Origin of the sequence: Flavobacterium sp. YJ01, assembly GCF_029320955.1 — a bacterium.
Taxonomy (GTDB): Bacteria; Bacteroidota; Bacteroidia; order Flavobacteriales; family Flavobacteriaceae; genus Flavobacterium.
Genome location: NZ_CP119757.1, coordinates 2641888 through 2656944, shown reverse-complemented (window position 1 = coordinate 2656944; position 15057 = coordinate 2641888). Strand labels below are relative to the sequence as shown.

Sequence of the window (15057 nt, the reverse complement as noted above, 5' to 3'; positions counted from 1 at the left end):
TTTTAGATGAATCTAAAATCAGAAATCTAAAATCTAAAATCGTTTTTATTCCCACTCTAATGCTTTCTTTTTGATGATATAGAAAAAACCAACTAAAAGCAAAGACATGAAAACAATCATTTTTAACATTCCTTCAATTCCTAAATCTTTGAAGTTTACTGCCCAAGGGTAAAGGAAAATTACCTCTACGTCGAACAATACAAACAAAATGGCAACAAGGAAATATTTTACAGAAAATGGAATACGGGCATTACCAATAGATTCGATACCGCATTCGAAATTTTTATCTTTAACTTCAGAGTTTCTTTTCGGGCCTAGTTTTCCAGAAATAATGATTGTTCCTACCACAAAACCTACAGCTAGAATAAACTGCATTAAAATAGGAATGTAACTGTATTGATCAGATTGCATAAACTTCGATTTTATACTTAAAAAATGAGCCACAAAGATAGCTTGGAACTCTGTAAAACACAAGCTAAAAAGGGTTTTAAGTAGGGTGCGAAACTGCGTTTATGCCTAATTTTTATTGATTATAAATAACATGATGTTATTTTAGTATTTTTTTAAGAATTGTCCAAAAAAAAACGCCCCGATACTTCGGGACGTCTTTTGAGACCATTCAGAGGCAAAAAAAATAAATTGCTATATTTTTCTTAGATTACTGCTACTTTAGCAGCAACTTTCCCTTTTCTTCCTTCTTCTTCTTCATAGCTTACACGGTCACCTTCGCGTAATTCTTCCGCGTTAATTCCTGAAGCGTGAACGAAGATGTCCTTTCCTGTTTCTTCGTCTGTAATGAATCCATAACCTTTAGACTCATTGAAAAATTTTACTGTACCTGTACGCATTGTAATTGTAATAATAATTTATAATAAAACAAATGTAACATATAAAATCATACAAAAGACATGTACGTGTTAATTTTTTGTAAAAATTATTGATTTCCAGTGTTTTTACGTGGTTTATTGCATCAAATTTTATATGAAATACGATAATTTGAGAATCATTAATTGTAAGAATATTAAAAAAATTAATTTGTAGGAATTTCATATTGCGAAAAACGAAAATTTTAAGATTATTTCTTCATTTTTTGGTAGAAAAAAAGCGACTGAGAATTTTCAGCCGCTTTTTTATATGCTTTTTTAAGATTTTATCTTAAATAGAATCAATTTTAATGTGTAATTCTTTTAATTGAGCATCATCAATTGCAGCTGGTGCATCAATCATTACATCACGTCCAGAATTGTTTTTAGGGAAAGCGATGAAATCTCTAATTGTTTCTTGACCTCCTAAAATAGCAACTAATCTGTCCAATCCAAATGCTAAACCTCCGTGTGGCGGCGCGCCAAATTGGAAAGCGTCCATTAAGAATCCGAATTGGGCTTTTGCTTCTTCTTCAGTAAATCCTAAATATTTGAACATTAATTGTTGTGTTGCTTTGTCATGAATACGAATTGATCCACCTCCAATTTCGTTTCCATTCAACACCATATCGTAAGCGTTTGCACGAACTTTTCCTGGTTCTGTTTCTAACAAAGCCATGTCTTCTGGTTTTGGAGAAGTAAAAGGATGATGCATTGCGTGGTAACGACCGCTTTCTTCGTCTAATTCCAATAATGGGAAATCAACAACCCATAATGGAGCAAATTCTTCAGGATTGCGTAATCCTAAACGAGTTGCTAATTCCATACGAAGCGCAGATAATTGAGCTCTTGTTTTGTTTGCTGGTCCAGAAAGTACAAAAATCATATCTCCAGGATTTGCCTCTGTTGCTTTTGCCCAATTTGCTAAATCATCATTATCGTAGAATTTATCTACAGAAGATTTAAATGTTCCGTCTTCGTTACATTTTACGTAAACCATTCCAGACGCACCAACTTGCGGACGTTTTACCCATTCAATTAATCCGTCGATTTCTTTACGAGTGTAATTTCCTGCTCCTGGAACTGCAATTCCGACAACTAATTCAGCTGCATTGAATACAGGGAATTCTTTATGTTGTGCAAATTCATTTAATTCACCAAACTTCATTCCGAAACGAATATCCGGTTTGTCGTTTCCGTATGTTTTCATGGCATAGTCGTAAGTAATTCTTGGAAATTTATCTACTTCGATACCTTTAATTTCTTTTAATAAATGTCTTGTCAAACCTTCAAAAACATTCAAAATGTCTTCTTGTTCTACAAATGCCATTTCGCAGTCAATTTGTGTAAACTCTGGCTGACGGTCTGCACGTAAATCTTCGTCACGGAAACATTTCACGATTTGGAAATATTTATCCATTCCTCCAACCATCAAAAGTTGTTTGAAAGTTTGCGGAGATTGTGGCAAAGCATAAAACTGACCTTCGTTCATACGGCTTGGTACAACGAAATCTCTCGCTCCTTCTGGAGTAGATTTGATTAAATAAGGAGTTTCAACTTCGCAGAAATCTAAATCTGATAAATATTTACGAACTTCCATTGCCACTTTGTGACGGAATAATAAACTATTTTTTACAGGATTTCTTCTAATATCTAAATAGCGATATTTCATTCTGATATCTTCACCGCCGTCAGTTTCATCTTCAATTGTAAAAGGTGGTGTTAAAGCCGTGTTTAAAATCGTTAATTCAGAAACTAAAATTTCGATTTCACCCGTTGGAATATTTTTGTTTTTAGCTTCACGCTCAATAACAGTTCCTTTTACCTGAATTACAAATTCTCTTCCTAGAGTTTTTGCCAATTCAAAAACAGTTTTGTCGGTACGGCTTTCGTCAAAAATAAGTTGTGTAATTCCGTAACGGTCACGTAAGTCAACCCAGTTCATAAATCCTTTATCGCGCGATTTTTGTACCCATCCCGCTAGCGTAACTTCCGTATTAATATTTGAGGCATTTAGTTCGCCGCAATTATGACTTCTATACATGATCTAAATTTTAGACTGCAAAAGTAAACACAAAATTCAAATTAATATAGTAAAGTGATAAGTTGATGCATAATAATTTCAAATAAATTGTTAATTGTGAAATTCCGAAGCTTTAATTTTTTAGTTTTGATACTCTAAAAAACAAATAATAATATCCATGAAGAAACTTTTTGTTGCTGGTTTGGTAATTTTTAATGCTTTGAATGTTATAGGGCAAAGCAATAATTCGATAAAATTCACTGCTAAAATCGAAAATAGAAATAGTGATACCTTAATAATAAGAGGGAAAGATAATTTTAAGCAAGTAATTCCAATTGACAAAAAAGGAGTTTTTGCTGCAACCTTTGATGCTCCAAAAGGATTTTATATGTTTTCTGACGGAAAAGAATCTTCTAATCTTTATTTAAAACCAAATTCTGAAGTTAATTTGACAATGAATGCAAAAGAATTTGATGAAACGATTGTATATAAAGGTAAAGGTGTAAACGAAAGTAATTTTTTGGCACAGCAAGCTTTAAAAGATGAAACTTTTCAAAATGACGCTTTCAAAAAAGAAGCAGCAGAATTTACTGCGTTACTTGATGGTAAGTTAAAAAAGGATACAGAAAGTGTTGAAAAAGGCGATTTAGATCCAGAATTTAAAGCAGCTTTAAAACGCAGCTTTGAAAGTTTCCACCAATATGCGGCAGAAAATTATGAAAGAGTAGCGAAAGCTAATGAAATGATTGGAAAACCATCTCCTGGTTTTGACTACGAAAACTTTAAAGGAGGAAAAACAAAGCTTTCTGATTTAAAAGGAAAATATGTTTACATTGATCTTTGGGCAACTTGGTGTGCGCCTTGTAGAGCTGAGATTCCGTATTTGCAAAAGATTGAAGAAAAGTATCATGGAAAAAACATCGAATTCGTGAGCATTTCTATTGATAAACTGAAAGACAACGAAAAATGGAAAAAATTTGTAACCGATAAAAATCTTGGCGGAACACAGCTTTTTGCTGATAAAGATTGGGAATCTGAGTTTGTTATGAATTACGGTGTAACTGGAATTCCGAGATTTATTTTAATTGATCCTAAAGGAAATATTGTAAAGTCTGAAGCGCCTAGACCATCTGATCCTGAGCTTGATAAAGAACTTAGTGCATTATTGAACTAAAATATTTACGAAATTTATAACGTTATCGTAAAATTTAATTTTTTCTAAAATACCAGTAAAACCAGTGCTTCAGCGCTGGTTTTTTCTTTTTATATCTTTTTCCAATGTTAAGTTTTTACTCAATGTTATCAAATTGTTAAGCAAAAGTTTTTTTAATGTAAACTATTAACTATATTTGATAACAATTTGGTAACATTCAATAACATTTAATACCTAAAGATATGAAAAAGTGTGTGATTTTAGCGGCTGTGTTATTCTCTGGAATTTTAACAGCACAAGAAGGTACTCCTGAGTTAGAAACTGTTGGAAATAAAGTAAAAGCTACTTATTATTATGACAATGGTAAAATACAGCAGGAAGGCTTTTTTAAAGATGGAAAATTGGACGGTGTTTGGGTATCTTATGATGAAAGAGGAAATAAAACTGTAGAAGGTGAATATACTGAAGGATTAAAAACTGGAAAATGGATGTTTTTCAATGATAAAAATCTTACTGAGGTAGCTTTCGCTGACAGTAAAGTGAGTTCCGTTAAGAATATACAAAAAAACGCTGTTGCCAACAGAAACTAATTAAGAGAATTTCTTAGATAAGTTAAAACCGTTCTTCTTCAGAACGGTTTTTTTTATGCTTTAACTTTTTTGTTTTTGAAATTTCTTCCATACCAAATGATAAATCCTGTCACTGGAAGTGCGGCAGCAAATAAACTCACGATAAAAGCAATAATTTTTCCGGGTAAATCTAATACTTGGCCAGTATGAATTCCATAATTCATTTCTACAACTTGCAAACCGAGACTTTTATTTTCAAAAGGTTGTTTCTGAATTAGTTTTCCATCATTTGGGTGAAAATAATAATTGCTTTGATGATCATAACGTAACGTATGCGGATATGCGCCTGTACTTATAATATCACCTTTCTGCTGCGGAATTAAAACAAACATCATTTCTGCATTTGGTTGTAGTTTTTGAGTTTGAATAAAAGCAAGATCAATTGCATTTGTAGCATTTGTTTTGAATTTTGTGGTGTCAACAACAGGAATTTTAGTTTCCAAAGCTTTGTCACCTCCAAAATTAAAGGATTTATAAATTCCGTCGCCAACCCATTCGTATGTAAAGGTAAGCCCAGTTATGGCTAAAATTAAGGCAATAGTAGAAATGTAAAAGCCAGAAGTATTGTGCCAATCGTAATTAACACGACGCCATTTTGCAGACCATTTTACAGTTAAGCTTCTTTTTAAATCAGCTCTTTTTTTAGGCCACCATTGTATAATTCCAGAAATTAATAAAAGGATAAAAATTATGGTCGCGCCGCCAATAATATGTTTTCCGATATAATCGGGAAGGAGTAAGTACAAATGAATATATTCAACAATAATGAAAAAATCAGTTTCTGGATTTTCGGTTTTTAAATATTTTCCTGTGTAAGGATTGAAATACAGATATAAGTTTTCAGAATCAGAATATGTGTAGACAATCGCAGAACGGTTTTTTCCATAATAAGAAACCATACTGATTTTATTTTTCGGAAGAATTTCTTTTGCTTTTTCTTCTAAAACGGAAGGAAGAAGAAAAGGTTTATTTTGAGGTTCAACCAAACGCCATTCTTTTCTGGTAATGTCTTTTATTTCATCATGAAAACAGAAAATGCAGCCCGTAACACTGATTATAAAAACAATAAGCCCAGAAATTAACCCGAGCCATTTATGCAGAAAACGTATTTTAGTTTTGAACCCCATTTTTTGATTAAAAGCGTAAAAGTATACGCAAAATCAATATAGGGCAAATTATTTATGCTAATTTTAATTTATTACTCAAAGAGTAAAAAAGTTAGCCACGAATTTCGCAAATTTCCACAAATTTAATTCGTGCAAATTCGTGAGATTTGTGGCAAAAAAAACAATTAAGCAACAGTTTTTTTAGGTTTTAAATGATAGGCAACATATAAAGATATTGAAGCCAAGAAAATCCAGAAAACATCAATAAAGAAAATCTGAATTTTATTTTCCATAAAAGAAGTCCAAAACCAATCTCCTGACACAATTCCGTTTGTAATTGGAATCAAGAATCCTAAAATACTTCCAGAAATCAAGCAAGCTTTATTGGTAAACGAATCGTTCTTTTTTAGGATAAAGAAGATTGTTAGCAATAACCATCCGCCAAAATAAAGCGTAAATAGATTTGATTGACTTAATGGATAGAAAATTTTACTTCCGATAAAAGCCAAAGCAGTAATTGGGTACATGCTTAAACAAATAGCCAAATAAATACGAACAACCGCTGCATTAAAACGTCTTTTCTTTTCTGGCATATTATTTTTCTGTCTGGCAACCAGCCAAATCATAACTCCGGAAATGATTACAAAACAAGTTATAATTCCTAAAATGAAACTTACGATTTTTAAAGCATATCCGCCATAATCTCCAAAATGAATTCTGTATAAAACATTTTTTACAACATCTAAATAACTCGTTTGTGCGATTGGATCTTTTTTAGCGATTTCTTTTCCGTCAGAGATTCGATAAACCACTTTTCCGATTCCGGTAAATTTTTTGTGGCTTAATAATTCACCTTCCACTAAAACGTGCATATTAGCGTCGCCGTAGTTTTGAATGAAAACACGCGTAATTTCAAAATCAGACCAATTCTTTTTTGTTTTAGCAACCAATTCGTCAATATTAAATGGATTGGCTAATTTTTTATTTTCAAATTTATAATCTGGATCGGTGTATTCTAATTCTTTATATAATTTATCTTGATCGCCATTGTATAAAGCCATTACGGCTGGCGCGACAATTAGAAGTTTGATCATGAAAAATGCACCAGTAACCGCATATACAAATTGAAAAGGCAAACCAATCATTCCTAAAGCTGTGTGTGCATCAGTCCAAAGTGTTTTTAGTTTTTCTTTTGGACGGAAAATATAAAAGTTTGAAACAATTTTATTCCAGTGCAATAAAACTCCAGTTACAATCGCGAACAAGAAAAACAAAGCCACAAATCCAGATAAATAATAGCCAATCGGATACGGAATTTGGGCAAGAAAATGAAGACGATACAAAAGTTCTCCTAACGAATAAGATTCTTCATAAGTAAAAGATTTATAGTTTGTAGGATTTAAATAGAAAAACTGACCTTCTTTTTGTTTTGCTGGAGCCAAAGTATCTTTGGTTCCTTCCATATAAACGCCAACTCTTTCTTCTATAGAAGGTTTAGAAATAGTGATGTTTCTGCCGTGCAATACATATTTTTCATCAAGATGTTTTAGCGCTTTATCATAGTCCAATTGAATTTCTCTTGTGATTGCTGTAGATTCACTTCTTTCCCAATTGATGATTTCATCTCTAAAAAAAGAAAAAGATCCAGCAAAGAAAATTACAAATAGAACTACACTGATAACGATTCCGCTTACGGTATGAGTGTGAAAATAGATGTTATAATGACGGTTGTTCATATATTATTTCGCCGTGTTATAGGTTTGACCAAGATAGATTAGAAGACAGAAAAGTAAAGTTAAAAGAATGTATACTCCCCATATTTTCCAGCCGCTTTTAGCTAAAAATGCAATTACCATTAAAGCAACCCAAAGAATAAAACCGCTGAAAGCCATTGTTATAAGCACATTTGCACGATTAAACCAAGAAGCTAAAGCCAAATGAAAAGTAACAGAAACAAAGTAACCTCCTAAAATTGCCGCTGTAATTTTAGAAAAGCGTGGCCAAAATGCTGGATTTAAATATTTTGAATTTGCTGGCATATTGTAAAAAAATCTTAATGATAATAAAACTCTAATAGTGCAATTATAATCAGCAAGGCTAAAAGTGCTTTACTGTTTACTTTTTTTAATGGTTGAAGAATAACGATTAAACTTCCGATTGTCATTAATTGAATAAAAAACATCAAAGTGCCACAGCCTAGAGATTGTGTAAAAAGCCACATTAAGTATGCTGTTAACAATAAGAATAGTCCAATAAATTTTGTTGGTTTTGGATTGTTTTTCATCCATTTTTCAAAACCTAAATCATACGACAATACAGCTCTTTTTGAGGTATAGTAAAGTGTATAAAAAGCTAAAAAAACAATAAGACTGGCAATTGTAATCATAATCTTTAAAATTTAAAAAACACCTTTCCTGTTGAAGAAAGGTGTTTTTAATGATTTTTTATTAGAATCTATACGAGAAGTTTGCCGCAACAGTTCTCATATTTCTTGGATGAATTGTTGACCAACCATCGTAAGTATCAACATTAGCAATATTGTCTAATTTTAATGTCAATGTGTATTTTTCTGTACCGTAGAAAATTGAAGAATTTAAAACAGTATAAGAAGGTAATGCAAACTGACCTACAACATTTCTGTTCATAATTAAGTTTTTGTCAGCATAGTTCCCTCCAAAACCTAAACCAAAGCCTTGTAAATCTCCTTCTGGGAATTTATAACTTGCCCAAAGATTTGCTAAGTTTCTTGGGCCAGAACTTTCTGGTCTATGTCCTACAAAAGAAGGATCTCCAGCGTTTAATACAGCATCAACATAGCTATAACCTGCAACGATGTTTAAACCTGCAACTGGATTTGCAATAAACTCTGCTTCAAAACCTTTATTTCTTTGCGCTCCATCTTGAAATGCTGTTTGAGTTGTTGCAGTATAAACTACATAAACTTGATCTTTTACTTGAATATCGTAGTAGCTGAATGTAGCATAAAGTTTATCTCTAAAGATGTTTAATTTTGTTCCAATTTCGAATTGGTTAGCGTGCTCTGGTTTAAAAGTTCTTGGACGACTAGTTCCGTCTTGTAAAATTTCTGTTACCGGAGCAGAATTTGCAAAACCATCCATGTAGTTTGCAAAAATCGAAACTTTATCCAAGATTGGCTGATATACTAAACCGAATTTAGGAGAAAAAGCAGTTTGGTTAAAGTCGTCATCTTTTGTCGCTACATTACCAGCAGTCATAAAACGGTCAACACGTAAACTTGCCATTGCAGACAAAGCAGGAGTAAAGTTGAATACATCAGAAACGTATGCGCTATAAACTTCTTGTTTTGTTCTGTTGTTGCTCATACCAGCAGAAGCGATAAGAGCATCAGTTCCAGCTTTAGTTAGATTTCCGTTATCTCCGTTTGTAATATATTTAGCTGGATCTGTAATTCCGTAAAGATTTTCGTTTACAGTTTTTAAATCTAGATTACCAATATAAATATTACCATTCGATACATAATTAGAACTGTTGTCAATTACTCCTCTATTAAAGTAATCCAAACCAGCAACAATTCTATTTCTCATGTTTCCAATTTTGAAATCACCAATAAAGTTTTGTTGAATATCTGTTGTAAGCGTTGTAGAATTTTGATAATTCATAAAACGTCCTAAAACAATTCCTTGGTTGATTGCAGCTGGAGCGTATTGTGTGCCTTCATAGATATAAGAATAATATCCGTCAGATGAAGAAGAACCTCTTGAAACTACAGTCTGAGAACTCCATTGATCATTGAATTTATAATTCATCTGAGCTTGTAAGTTGTATGAAGGAGTTTCGATTGCCAATTCGTTACTTGTGTAAGAACGTTTATTATCATAACCTAATTCATCCATATTATGAACTCTTAATGGCGCACCTCTATCTAAGAATAACATAGTAGCATTAGTCTGCTTGTTATTCATGAATTCTGTATTAACAAAAAACGATAGTTTATCATTTACTTGGTAAGATAATGATGGAGCAAAAAAGAATGATTTTTTGAATCCAGCATCTTGAAAACTATTTTCTGTGTGGTAAGCTGTGTTTACACGGAAATTAATTTTGTGTTCATCATCAACAGGAGTATTAACATCGGCAGTAACTCTGTTTAAACCGTTGCTTCCTGCAGTATAACTAACCTCTCCGCCAAAATGATCGTAAGGTTTTTTAGTTGTTAAGTTGATTAAACCTCCGTAAGAGATCAAACTACTTCCGAATAAAGTTCCAGATGGTCCTTTAATTACTTCAATTTTATCGATGTTAGCAGGATCTAAACCTCCGTTTGATAATCCTGGTAATCCGTTAATCATAGTTGGCTGTACAGCAAATCCTCTTAAAGAGAAATATCCAGCTCCGTCACCTCCACGTCCTGTAGAAGCCCAAAGCGGAGTTAAACCTGGAGCATTTTTAAGTGCATCGTCAATGTTTGTAACAACTTGTTCTTTTAAAAGTTCCGCAGTAATAGTAGTGTAAACTTGTGGGTTTTCAAGATTTTTAAGAGGCAATCTTGATACTTGCTGTGTTTCTTTACGAGCTAATGGATTTTTTTTGTTTCCATTTACCACGATTTCATTTAATTCTTGAGAATTTTCACTAATTCTAAAATCTTCAATAATTGAATCGCCGCCATTTAAACTAACACTTTTCTCTTTAGAAGAATATCCAATTCCAGAAACTTTAATTACATAGTTGCCTGGTTTGATGTTTTTAATTTCATAGAAACCATTTGCATCTGTACTAGTTCCTATTTTTGTTCCCTTTAATACCACAGAAACATTGTCTGCAGCTTGATTATTCGTTAAGCTAATTTGACCTTTAATAGTTGCTTTTTCTTGTGCAAGTGCAGATACGCTTGTCAATAAAGCAAAACAAAAACTCAAAAAAGAAATTGTAAATCTATATTTCATTTTATTTAGAATTGATTTTAATAGCGCAAATGTAACAGTTGAATGCTAATAATACAAGTTATCCTTATTTATTCTAAATAAAATTTTTTTTAAAGGGTAAAATTTACGTTTATTTAAAAAATTAACATCTTAAGCTAAAATTAAGACGATATTAAGAAAAAAAAGCCTGTTCAAACAAATGAACAGGCTTTTAAGTATTGTTGAAAATTATTACAATTACAATTCTAAAGCACGTTTAGCATCGCCATTCATTAATAATTCTACTGGATTTTCTAGAGCTTCTTTTACAGCAACTAAGAAACCAACAGACTCACGTCCGTCGATAATTCTGTGGTCATAAGAAAGCGCAACGTACATCATTGGGTGAATCTCCACTTTTCCGTTTACTGCAATCGGGCGCTCAATAATGTTGTGCATTCCTAAGATTCCTGATTGAGGAGGGTTGATGATTGGAGTAGATAACATACTTCCGAAAACACCACCGTTTGTGATTGTGAAAGTTCCGCCAGTCATATCGTCAACTGTAATTTGACCATCGCGAGCTCTTAAAGCTAATCTTTTGATTTCAGCTTCAATTCCACGGAAAGTTAACAATTCAGCATTACGAACAACAGGAACCATTAATCCTTTTGGTCCAGAAACTGCGATTGAGATGTCAGCAAAATCGTAAGCGATTTTGTAATCACCATCCATCATTGAGTTTACATCTGGATATAATTCTAAAGCTCTTGTAACTGCTTTTGTAAAGAATGACATGAAACCTAAACCTAAACCACCGTGTTTAGCTTTGAAAGCATCTTTATATTCGTTACGAATTTGGTTGATTGGCGTCATGTTTACTTCGTTAAAAGTAGTAAGCATAGCTGTTTCGTTTTTAGCCGAAACTAATCTTTCTGCTACTTTACGACGTAACATTGATAATTTTGTGCGCTCAGTTCCACGGCTTCCACCAGTTGGAGTTCCCATTGACGGTACTGCATTTACAGCATCATCTTTAGTGATTCTTCCTCCTTTACCAGTTCCTGAAACTGTTGCCGGAGCTATATTTTTTTCGTCTAATATTTTTCTTGCTGCTGGAGATGGAGTTCCTGCTGCATAACTTGTAGCTGCTGGAGCTGCTTTTGGAGCCTCAGCTTTTACTTCTGCCTTTGGAGCTTCAGCTTTCGGTGCTTCAGCTTTTGGAGCCTCAGCTGCTGGAGCTGCTGGTGCATCACCTGCAGGTTTTGCAGCATCAGTATCTATTAAACAAACTACAGCACCAACTGCAACTGTATCACCTTCTTCAGCTTTTAGTGTAATTACACCGCTCATTTCAGCAGGTAATTCAAGAGTAGCTTTGTCTGAATCAACTTCAGCAATTGCCTGATCTTTTTCTACATAATCTCCGTCTTTTACTAACCAAGTTGCAATTTCAACTTCTTTTATTGATTCCCCTGGTGATGGGACTTTCATTTCTAAAATCATCTTGTTTTTGTTTAAGGTTTTTATGGTTTCATGTTTTATGATTCAGGTTGTTACACTTGAAACTTGAAACATGAAACTTGAAACATTTTTTTAATTATCTAAATAAGTTTTTATCGAATACCATTCTAATTGCATCTGCGTGACGACGTTTTGCACGTGTGTAACTTCCTGATGCAGGAGCAGAATATGCTTTTAATGATGCCAATCTCCATTTTACAAGGTCAAAGTTCATTAACATAAAGCTGTAAGCTCCCATGTTTTTAGGTTCTTCTTGCGCCCAAACATAGTCATCAGCATTTGGATATTGTGCAATGATTTCTTTGATCTGCTCAACTGGGAAAGGGAATAATTGCTCAATACGAACAACTGCAACGTCATTTCTTCCGTTATTTTCTCTTTCGGCAACAATATCATAGTAGAATTTACCAGTAACAAAAACTAGTGTTTTTACTTTCTTTTTATCTACTGTATTGTCATCAATTGTTTCTTGGAAACTTCCGCTTGCGATTTCTTCAACTGTAGATACACATCTTGGATCACGCAATAAACTTTTTGGAGAGAAAACAACCAAAGGTTTACGGAAATTCGTTTTCATTTGTCTTCTTAACAAGTGGAAGAAGTTAGCTGGAGTTGTACAGTCTGCAACATACATATTATGTCTTGCGCAAAGTTGTAAATAACGCTCCATTCTTGCAGAAGAGTGTTCTGCACCTTGTCCTTCGTATCCGTGAGGTAATAATAAAACAATACCGTTTTGGTTGTTCCATTTATCTTCTCCACAAGAAATATATTGGTCAATCATGATTTGGGCTCCGTTAGAGAAATCTCCAAATTGTGCTTCCCAGATTGTTAAGGCTTTTGGGTTTGCTAATGCATATCCGTAATCAAAACCTAAAACACCATATTCTGATAATAAAGAGTTGAATACACCAAAGTTTCCTTTTTTGTTTTCAATAGCATCTAATAGAATTACTTCTTCTTCAGAATCTTCTACTTTAACAACGGCATGACGGTGAGAGAAAGTTCCTCTTTCAACATCCTGACCAGAAATACGAACATCAAATCCTTCTGTTAAAAGCGAACCGTAAGCTAAAGCTTCTGCAGTTCCCCAATCAACAGTATTGTTATCGTAACCAGTTTTTCTGTCTGTAACAATTTTAGTTATTTTATTGATAAACTTTTTATCTTCTGGTAAAGTTGAGATTGTATTGATAATAGAATCTAATCCTTCTTTAGCAAAAGTAGTATCCACTTTTTGAAGCATTTGCGTATCAGTTACTTGAACAAATCCATCCCATTCGTTTTTCATAAATGGAGTAATGATTGTCAAATCTTTTTTACGAGAAGCTTCTAAGTTTTCTTCTAAAGCAGTTTTGTATTGCTTTTCTAAACCGTTTACATAAGATGCATCGATTACGCCTTCAGAAAGTAATTTCTCAGCATAGATGTCTCTTGGGTTTTTATGTTTAGCAATAATTTTATATAAAACTGGTTGAGTGAAACGAGGTTCATCACCTTCGTTGTGACCGTATTTTCTATATCCTAATAAGTCGATAAATACGTCACGTCCAAATTGCATTCTATAATCTAATGCAAAAGATACAGCGTGTACGACAGCTTCAGCATCGTCAGCATTTACGTGTAATACTGGAGATAAAGTTACTTTAGCAACGTCTGTACAATAAGTAGAAGAACGAGCGTCTAAGTAGTTAGTTGTAAATCCGACTTGATTGTTGATTACAATATGGATTGTTCCTCCAGTTTTGTAACCATCAAGTTGCGCCATTTGAATAATTTCGTATAAAATACCTTGACCTGCAATTGCAGCATCTCCGTGTACCGCGATTGGCAATACTTTAGAGAAATCGTCAGCATAATATTTATCTTGTTTTGCTCTTGTGATACCTTCAATTACAGCTCCAACCGTTTCTAAGTGAGAAGGGTTTGGTGCTAAATTGATGTTGATGCTTTTTCCAGATCTTGTTTTTTTGTCGGCAGTAAGACCTAAGTGGTATTTTACGTCACCGTCAAAATATTCCTGATCGTAATCTTTTCCGTCAAACTCACCAAAGATATCTTGAGTAGATTTGTTAAAGATATTTGCTAAAACGTTCAAACGACCACGGTGAGCCATTCCCATTACGAATTGTTCAACACCTTTTTCTGCAGCTTGCTCGATTAAAGCATCTAAAGCTGGAATGATAGATTCTCCACCTTCTAATGAGAAACGTTTTTGTCCAACATATTTAGTATGAAGGAAATTCTCAAAAGATACAGCTTCGTTTAATTTATTTAAGATTGTTTTCTTTTCTTCTGAAGAGAAATTTGGCTGATTAACATTTACAGCTAATTTATCTTGAATCCATTTTACAACGCCAGGATTTCTAATATACATATATTCAATACCGATGTGCTGGCAGTAAATAGCTTTAAGGCGATTTACGATATCTTGTAAAGAAGAAGGAGCCAGTCCAATTGTTTGAGCAGCATCAAACACTGTAGAAAGATCAGCAGTCGTTAATCCGAAGTTTTCAATGTCCAAAGTTGGAGATGAAGTTCTACGGTCACGAACTGGATTTGTTTTTGTGAATAAATGTCCGCGCGTACGGTATCCGTCAATTAATTTTAAAACGTTGAATTCTTTCTTTAGTTTTTCTGAAACTTGACTGTAATCTGTATTGTCGCTAGTCACGTACTCAACGATCGTTTGCACAGGGTTTTCGTCGTTATAAGTTGTTTGTCCAAAGTCAAAACCTTGAAAGAAACTTCTCCAGCTAGGCTCAACGCTGTCTGGGTTTACTAAATATTGATCGTATAATTGTGCAAAAAACTCGGTATGCGCTGCGTTTAAAAATGAAAACCTATCCATAATATGAGTGAATATACTTTTT

12 protein-coding genes are annotated in these 15057 nt (G+C 33.5%); 2 read left to right on the top strand and 10 right to left on the bottom strand.

Going from position 1 to position 15057, the window contains the following annotated elements; all coding sequences use genetic code 11:
* Positions 1-45: 45 nt before the first annotated feature.
* The 3 genes from P0R33_RS11625 to aspS form a co-directional block, all read right to left on the bottom strand.
* The gene (locus P0R33_RS11625; protein ID WP_276175594.1) at positions 46-411 is read right to left on the bottom strand and encodes an NADH-quinone oxidoreductase subunit A; all 366 of its coding nucleotides are present in this window, start codon (positions 409-411) and stop codon (positions 46-48) included.
* Between the two features lie 242 nt (positions 412-653).
* A complete protein-coding gene (locus tag P0R33_RS11620; protein WP_007137066.1) occupies positions 654-848 on the bottom strand; it encodes a cold shock domain-containing protein in 195 nt (64 codons plus the stop codon).
* Positions 849-1155: 307 nt separating this feature from the next.
* Positions 1156-2907, bottom strand: coding sequence for an aspartate--tRNA ligase (aspS, locus tag P0R33_RS11615; protein ID WP_276175593.1), 1752 nt, complete (start codon positions 2905-2907; stop codon positions 1156-1158).
* Between the two features lie 157 nt (positions 2908-3064).
* Here aspS and P0R33_RS11610 point away from each other — a divergent pair, with 157 nt between their 5' ends.
* The gene (locus P0R33_RS11610; RefSeq protein ID WP_276175592.1) at positions 3065-4060 is read left to right on the top strand and encodes a TlpA disulfide reductase family protein; all 996 of its coding nucleotides are present in this window, start codon (positions 3065-3067) and stop codon (positions 4058-4060) included.
* 221 nt (positions 4061-4281) lie between these two features.
* Positions 4282-4629 carry a membrane-binding protein gene (locus tag P0R33_RS11605; protein ID WP_276175591.1) on the top strand — a complete coding sequence of 116 codons (348 nt, stop codon included), beginning with the start codon at positions 4282-4284 and terminating at the stop codon, positions 4627-4629.
* 53 nt (positions 4630-4682) lie between these two features.
* Here the strand turns inward: P0R33_RS11605 and P0R33_RS11600 are convergent, their stop codons facing one another.
* From P0R33_RS11600 to P0R33_RS11570, 7 genes are all read right to left on the bottom strand, one after another.
* On the bottom strand, positions 4683-5795 hold the full coding sequence (locus P0R33_RS11600; RefSeq protein ID WP_276175590.1) for a PepSY-associated TM helix domain-containing protein: 1113 nt from the start codon (positions 5793-5795) through the stop codon (positions 4683-4685).
* Positions 5796-5959: 164 nt separating this feature from the next.
* Entirely contained in the window at positions 5960-7510 is a 1551-nt protein-coding gene (locus P0R33_RS11595) for a PepSY-associated TM helix domain-containing protein (RefSeq protein WP_276175589.1), read from the bottom strand.
* 3 nt (positions 7511-7513) lie between these two features.
* Entirely contained in the window at positions 7514-7813 is a 300-nt protein-coding gene (locus P0R33_RS11590; RefSeq protein WP_276175588.1) for a hypothetical protein, read from the bottom strand.
* 14 nt (positions 7814-7827) lie between these two features.
* On the bottom strand, positions 7828-8160 hold the full coding sequence (locus tag P0R33_RS11585; RefSeq protein ID WP_276175587.1) for a hypothetical protein: 333 nt from the start codon (positions 8158-8160) through the stop codon (positions 7828-7830).
* A 61-nt stretch (positions 8161-8221) separates the two neighbouring features.
* Positions 8222-10702, bottom strand: a complete 2481-nt coding sequence (locus P0R33_RS11580) for a TonB-dependent receptor (RefSeq protein WP_276175586.1) — start codon at positions 10700-10702, stop codon at positions 8222-8224.
* A 216-nt stretch (positions 10703-10918) separates the two neighbouring features.
* Positions 10919-12166, bottom strand: coding sequence for a 2-oxoglutarate dehydrogenase complex dihydrolipoyllysine-residue succinyltransferase (gene odhB, locus P0R33_RS11575; RefSeq protein ID WP_276175585.1), 1248 nt, complete (start codon positions 12164-12166; stop codon positions 10919-10921).
* Between the two features lie 94 nt (positions 12167-12260).
* Positions 12261-15035 carry a 2-oxoglutarate dehydrogenase E1 component gene (locus P0R33_RS11570; protein WP_276175584.1) on the bottom strand — a complete coding sequence of 925 codons (2775 nt, stop codon included), beginning with the start codon at positions 15033-15035 and terminating at the stop codon, positions 12261-12263.
* Positions 15036-15057: the final 22 nt, after the last annotated feature.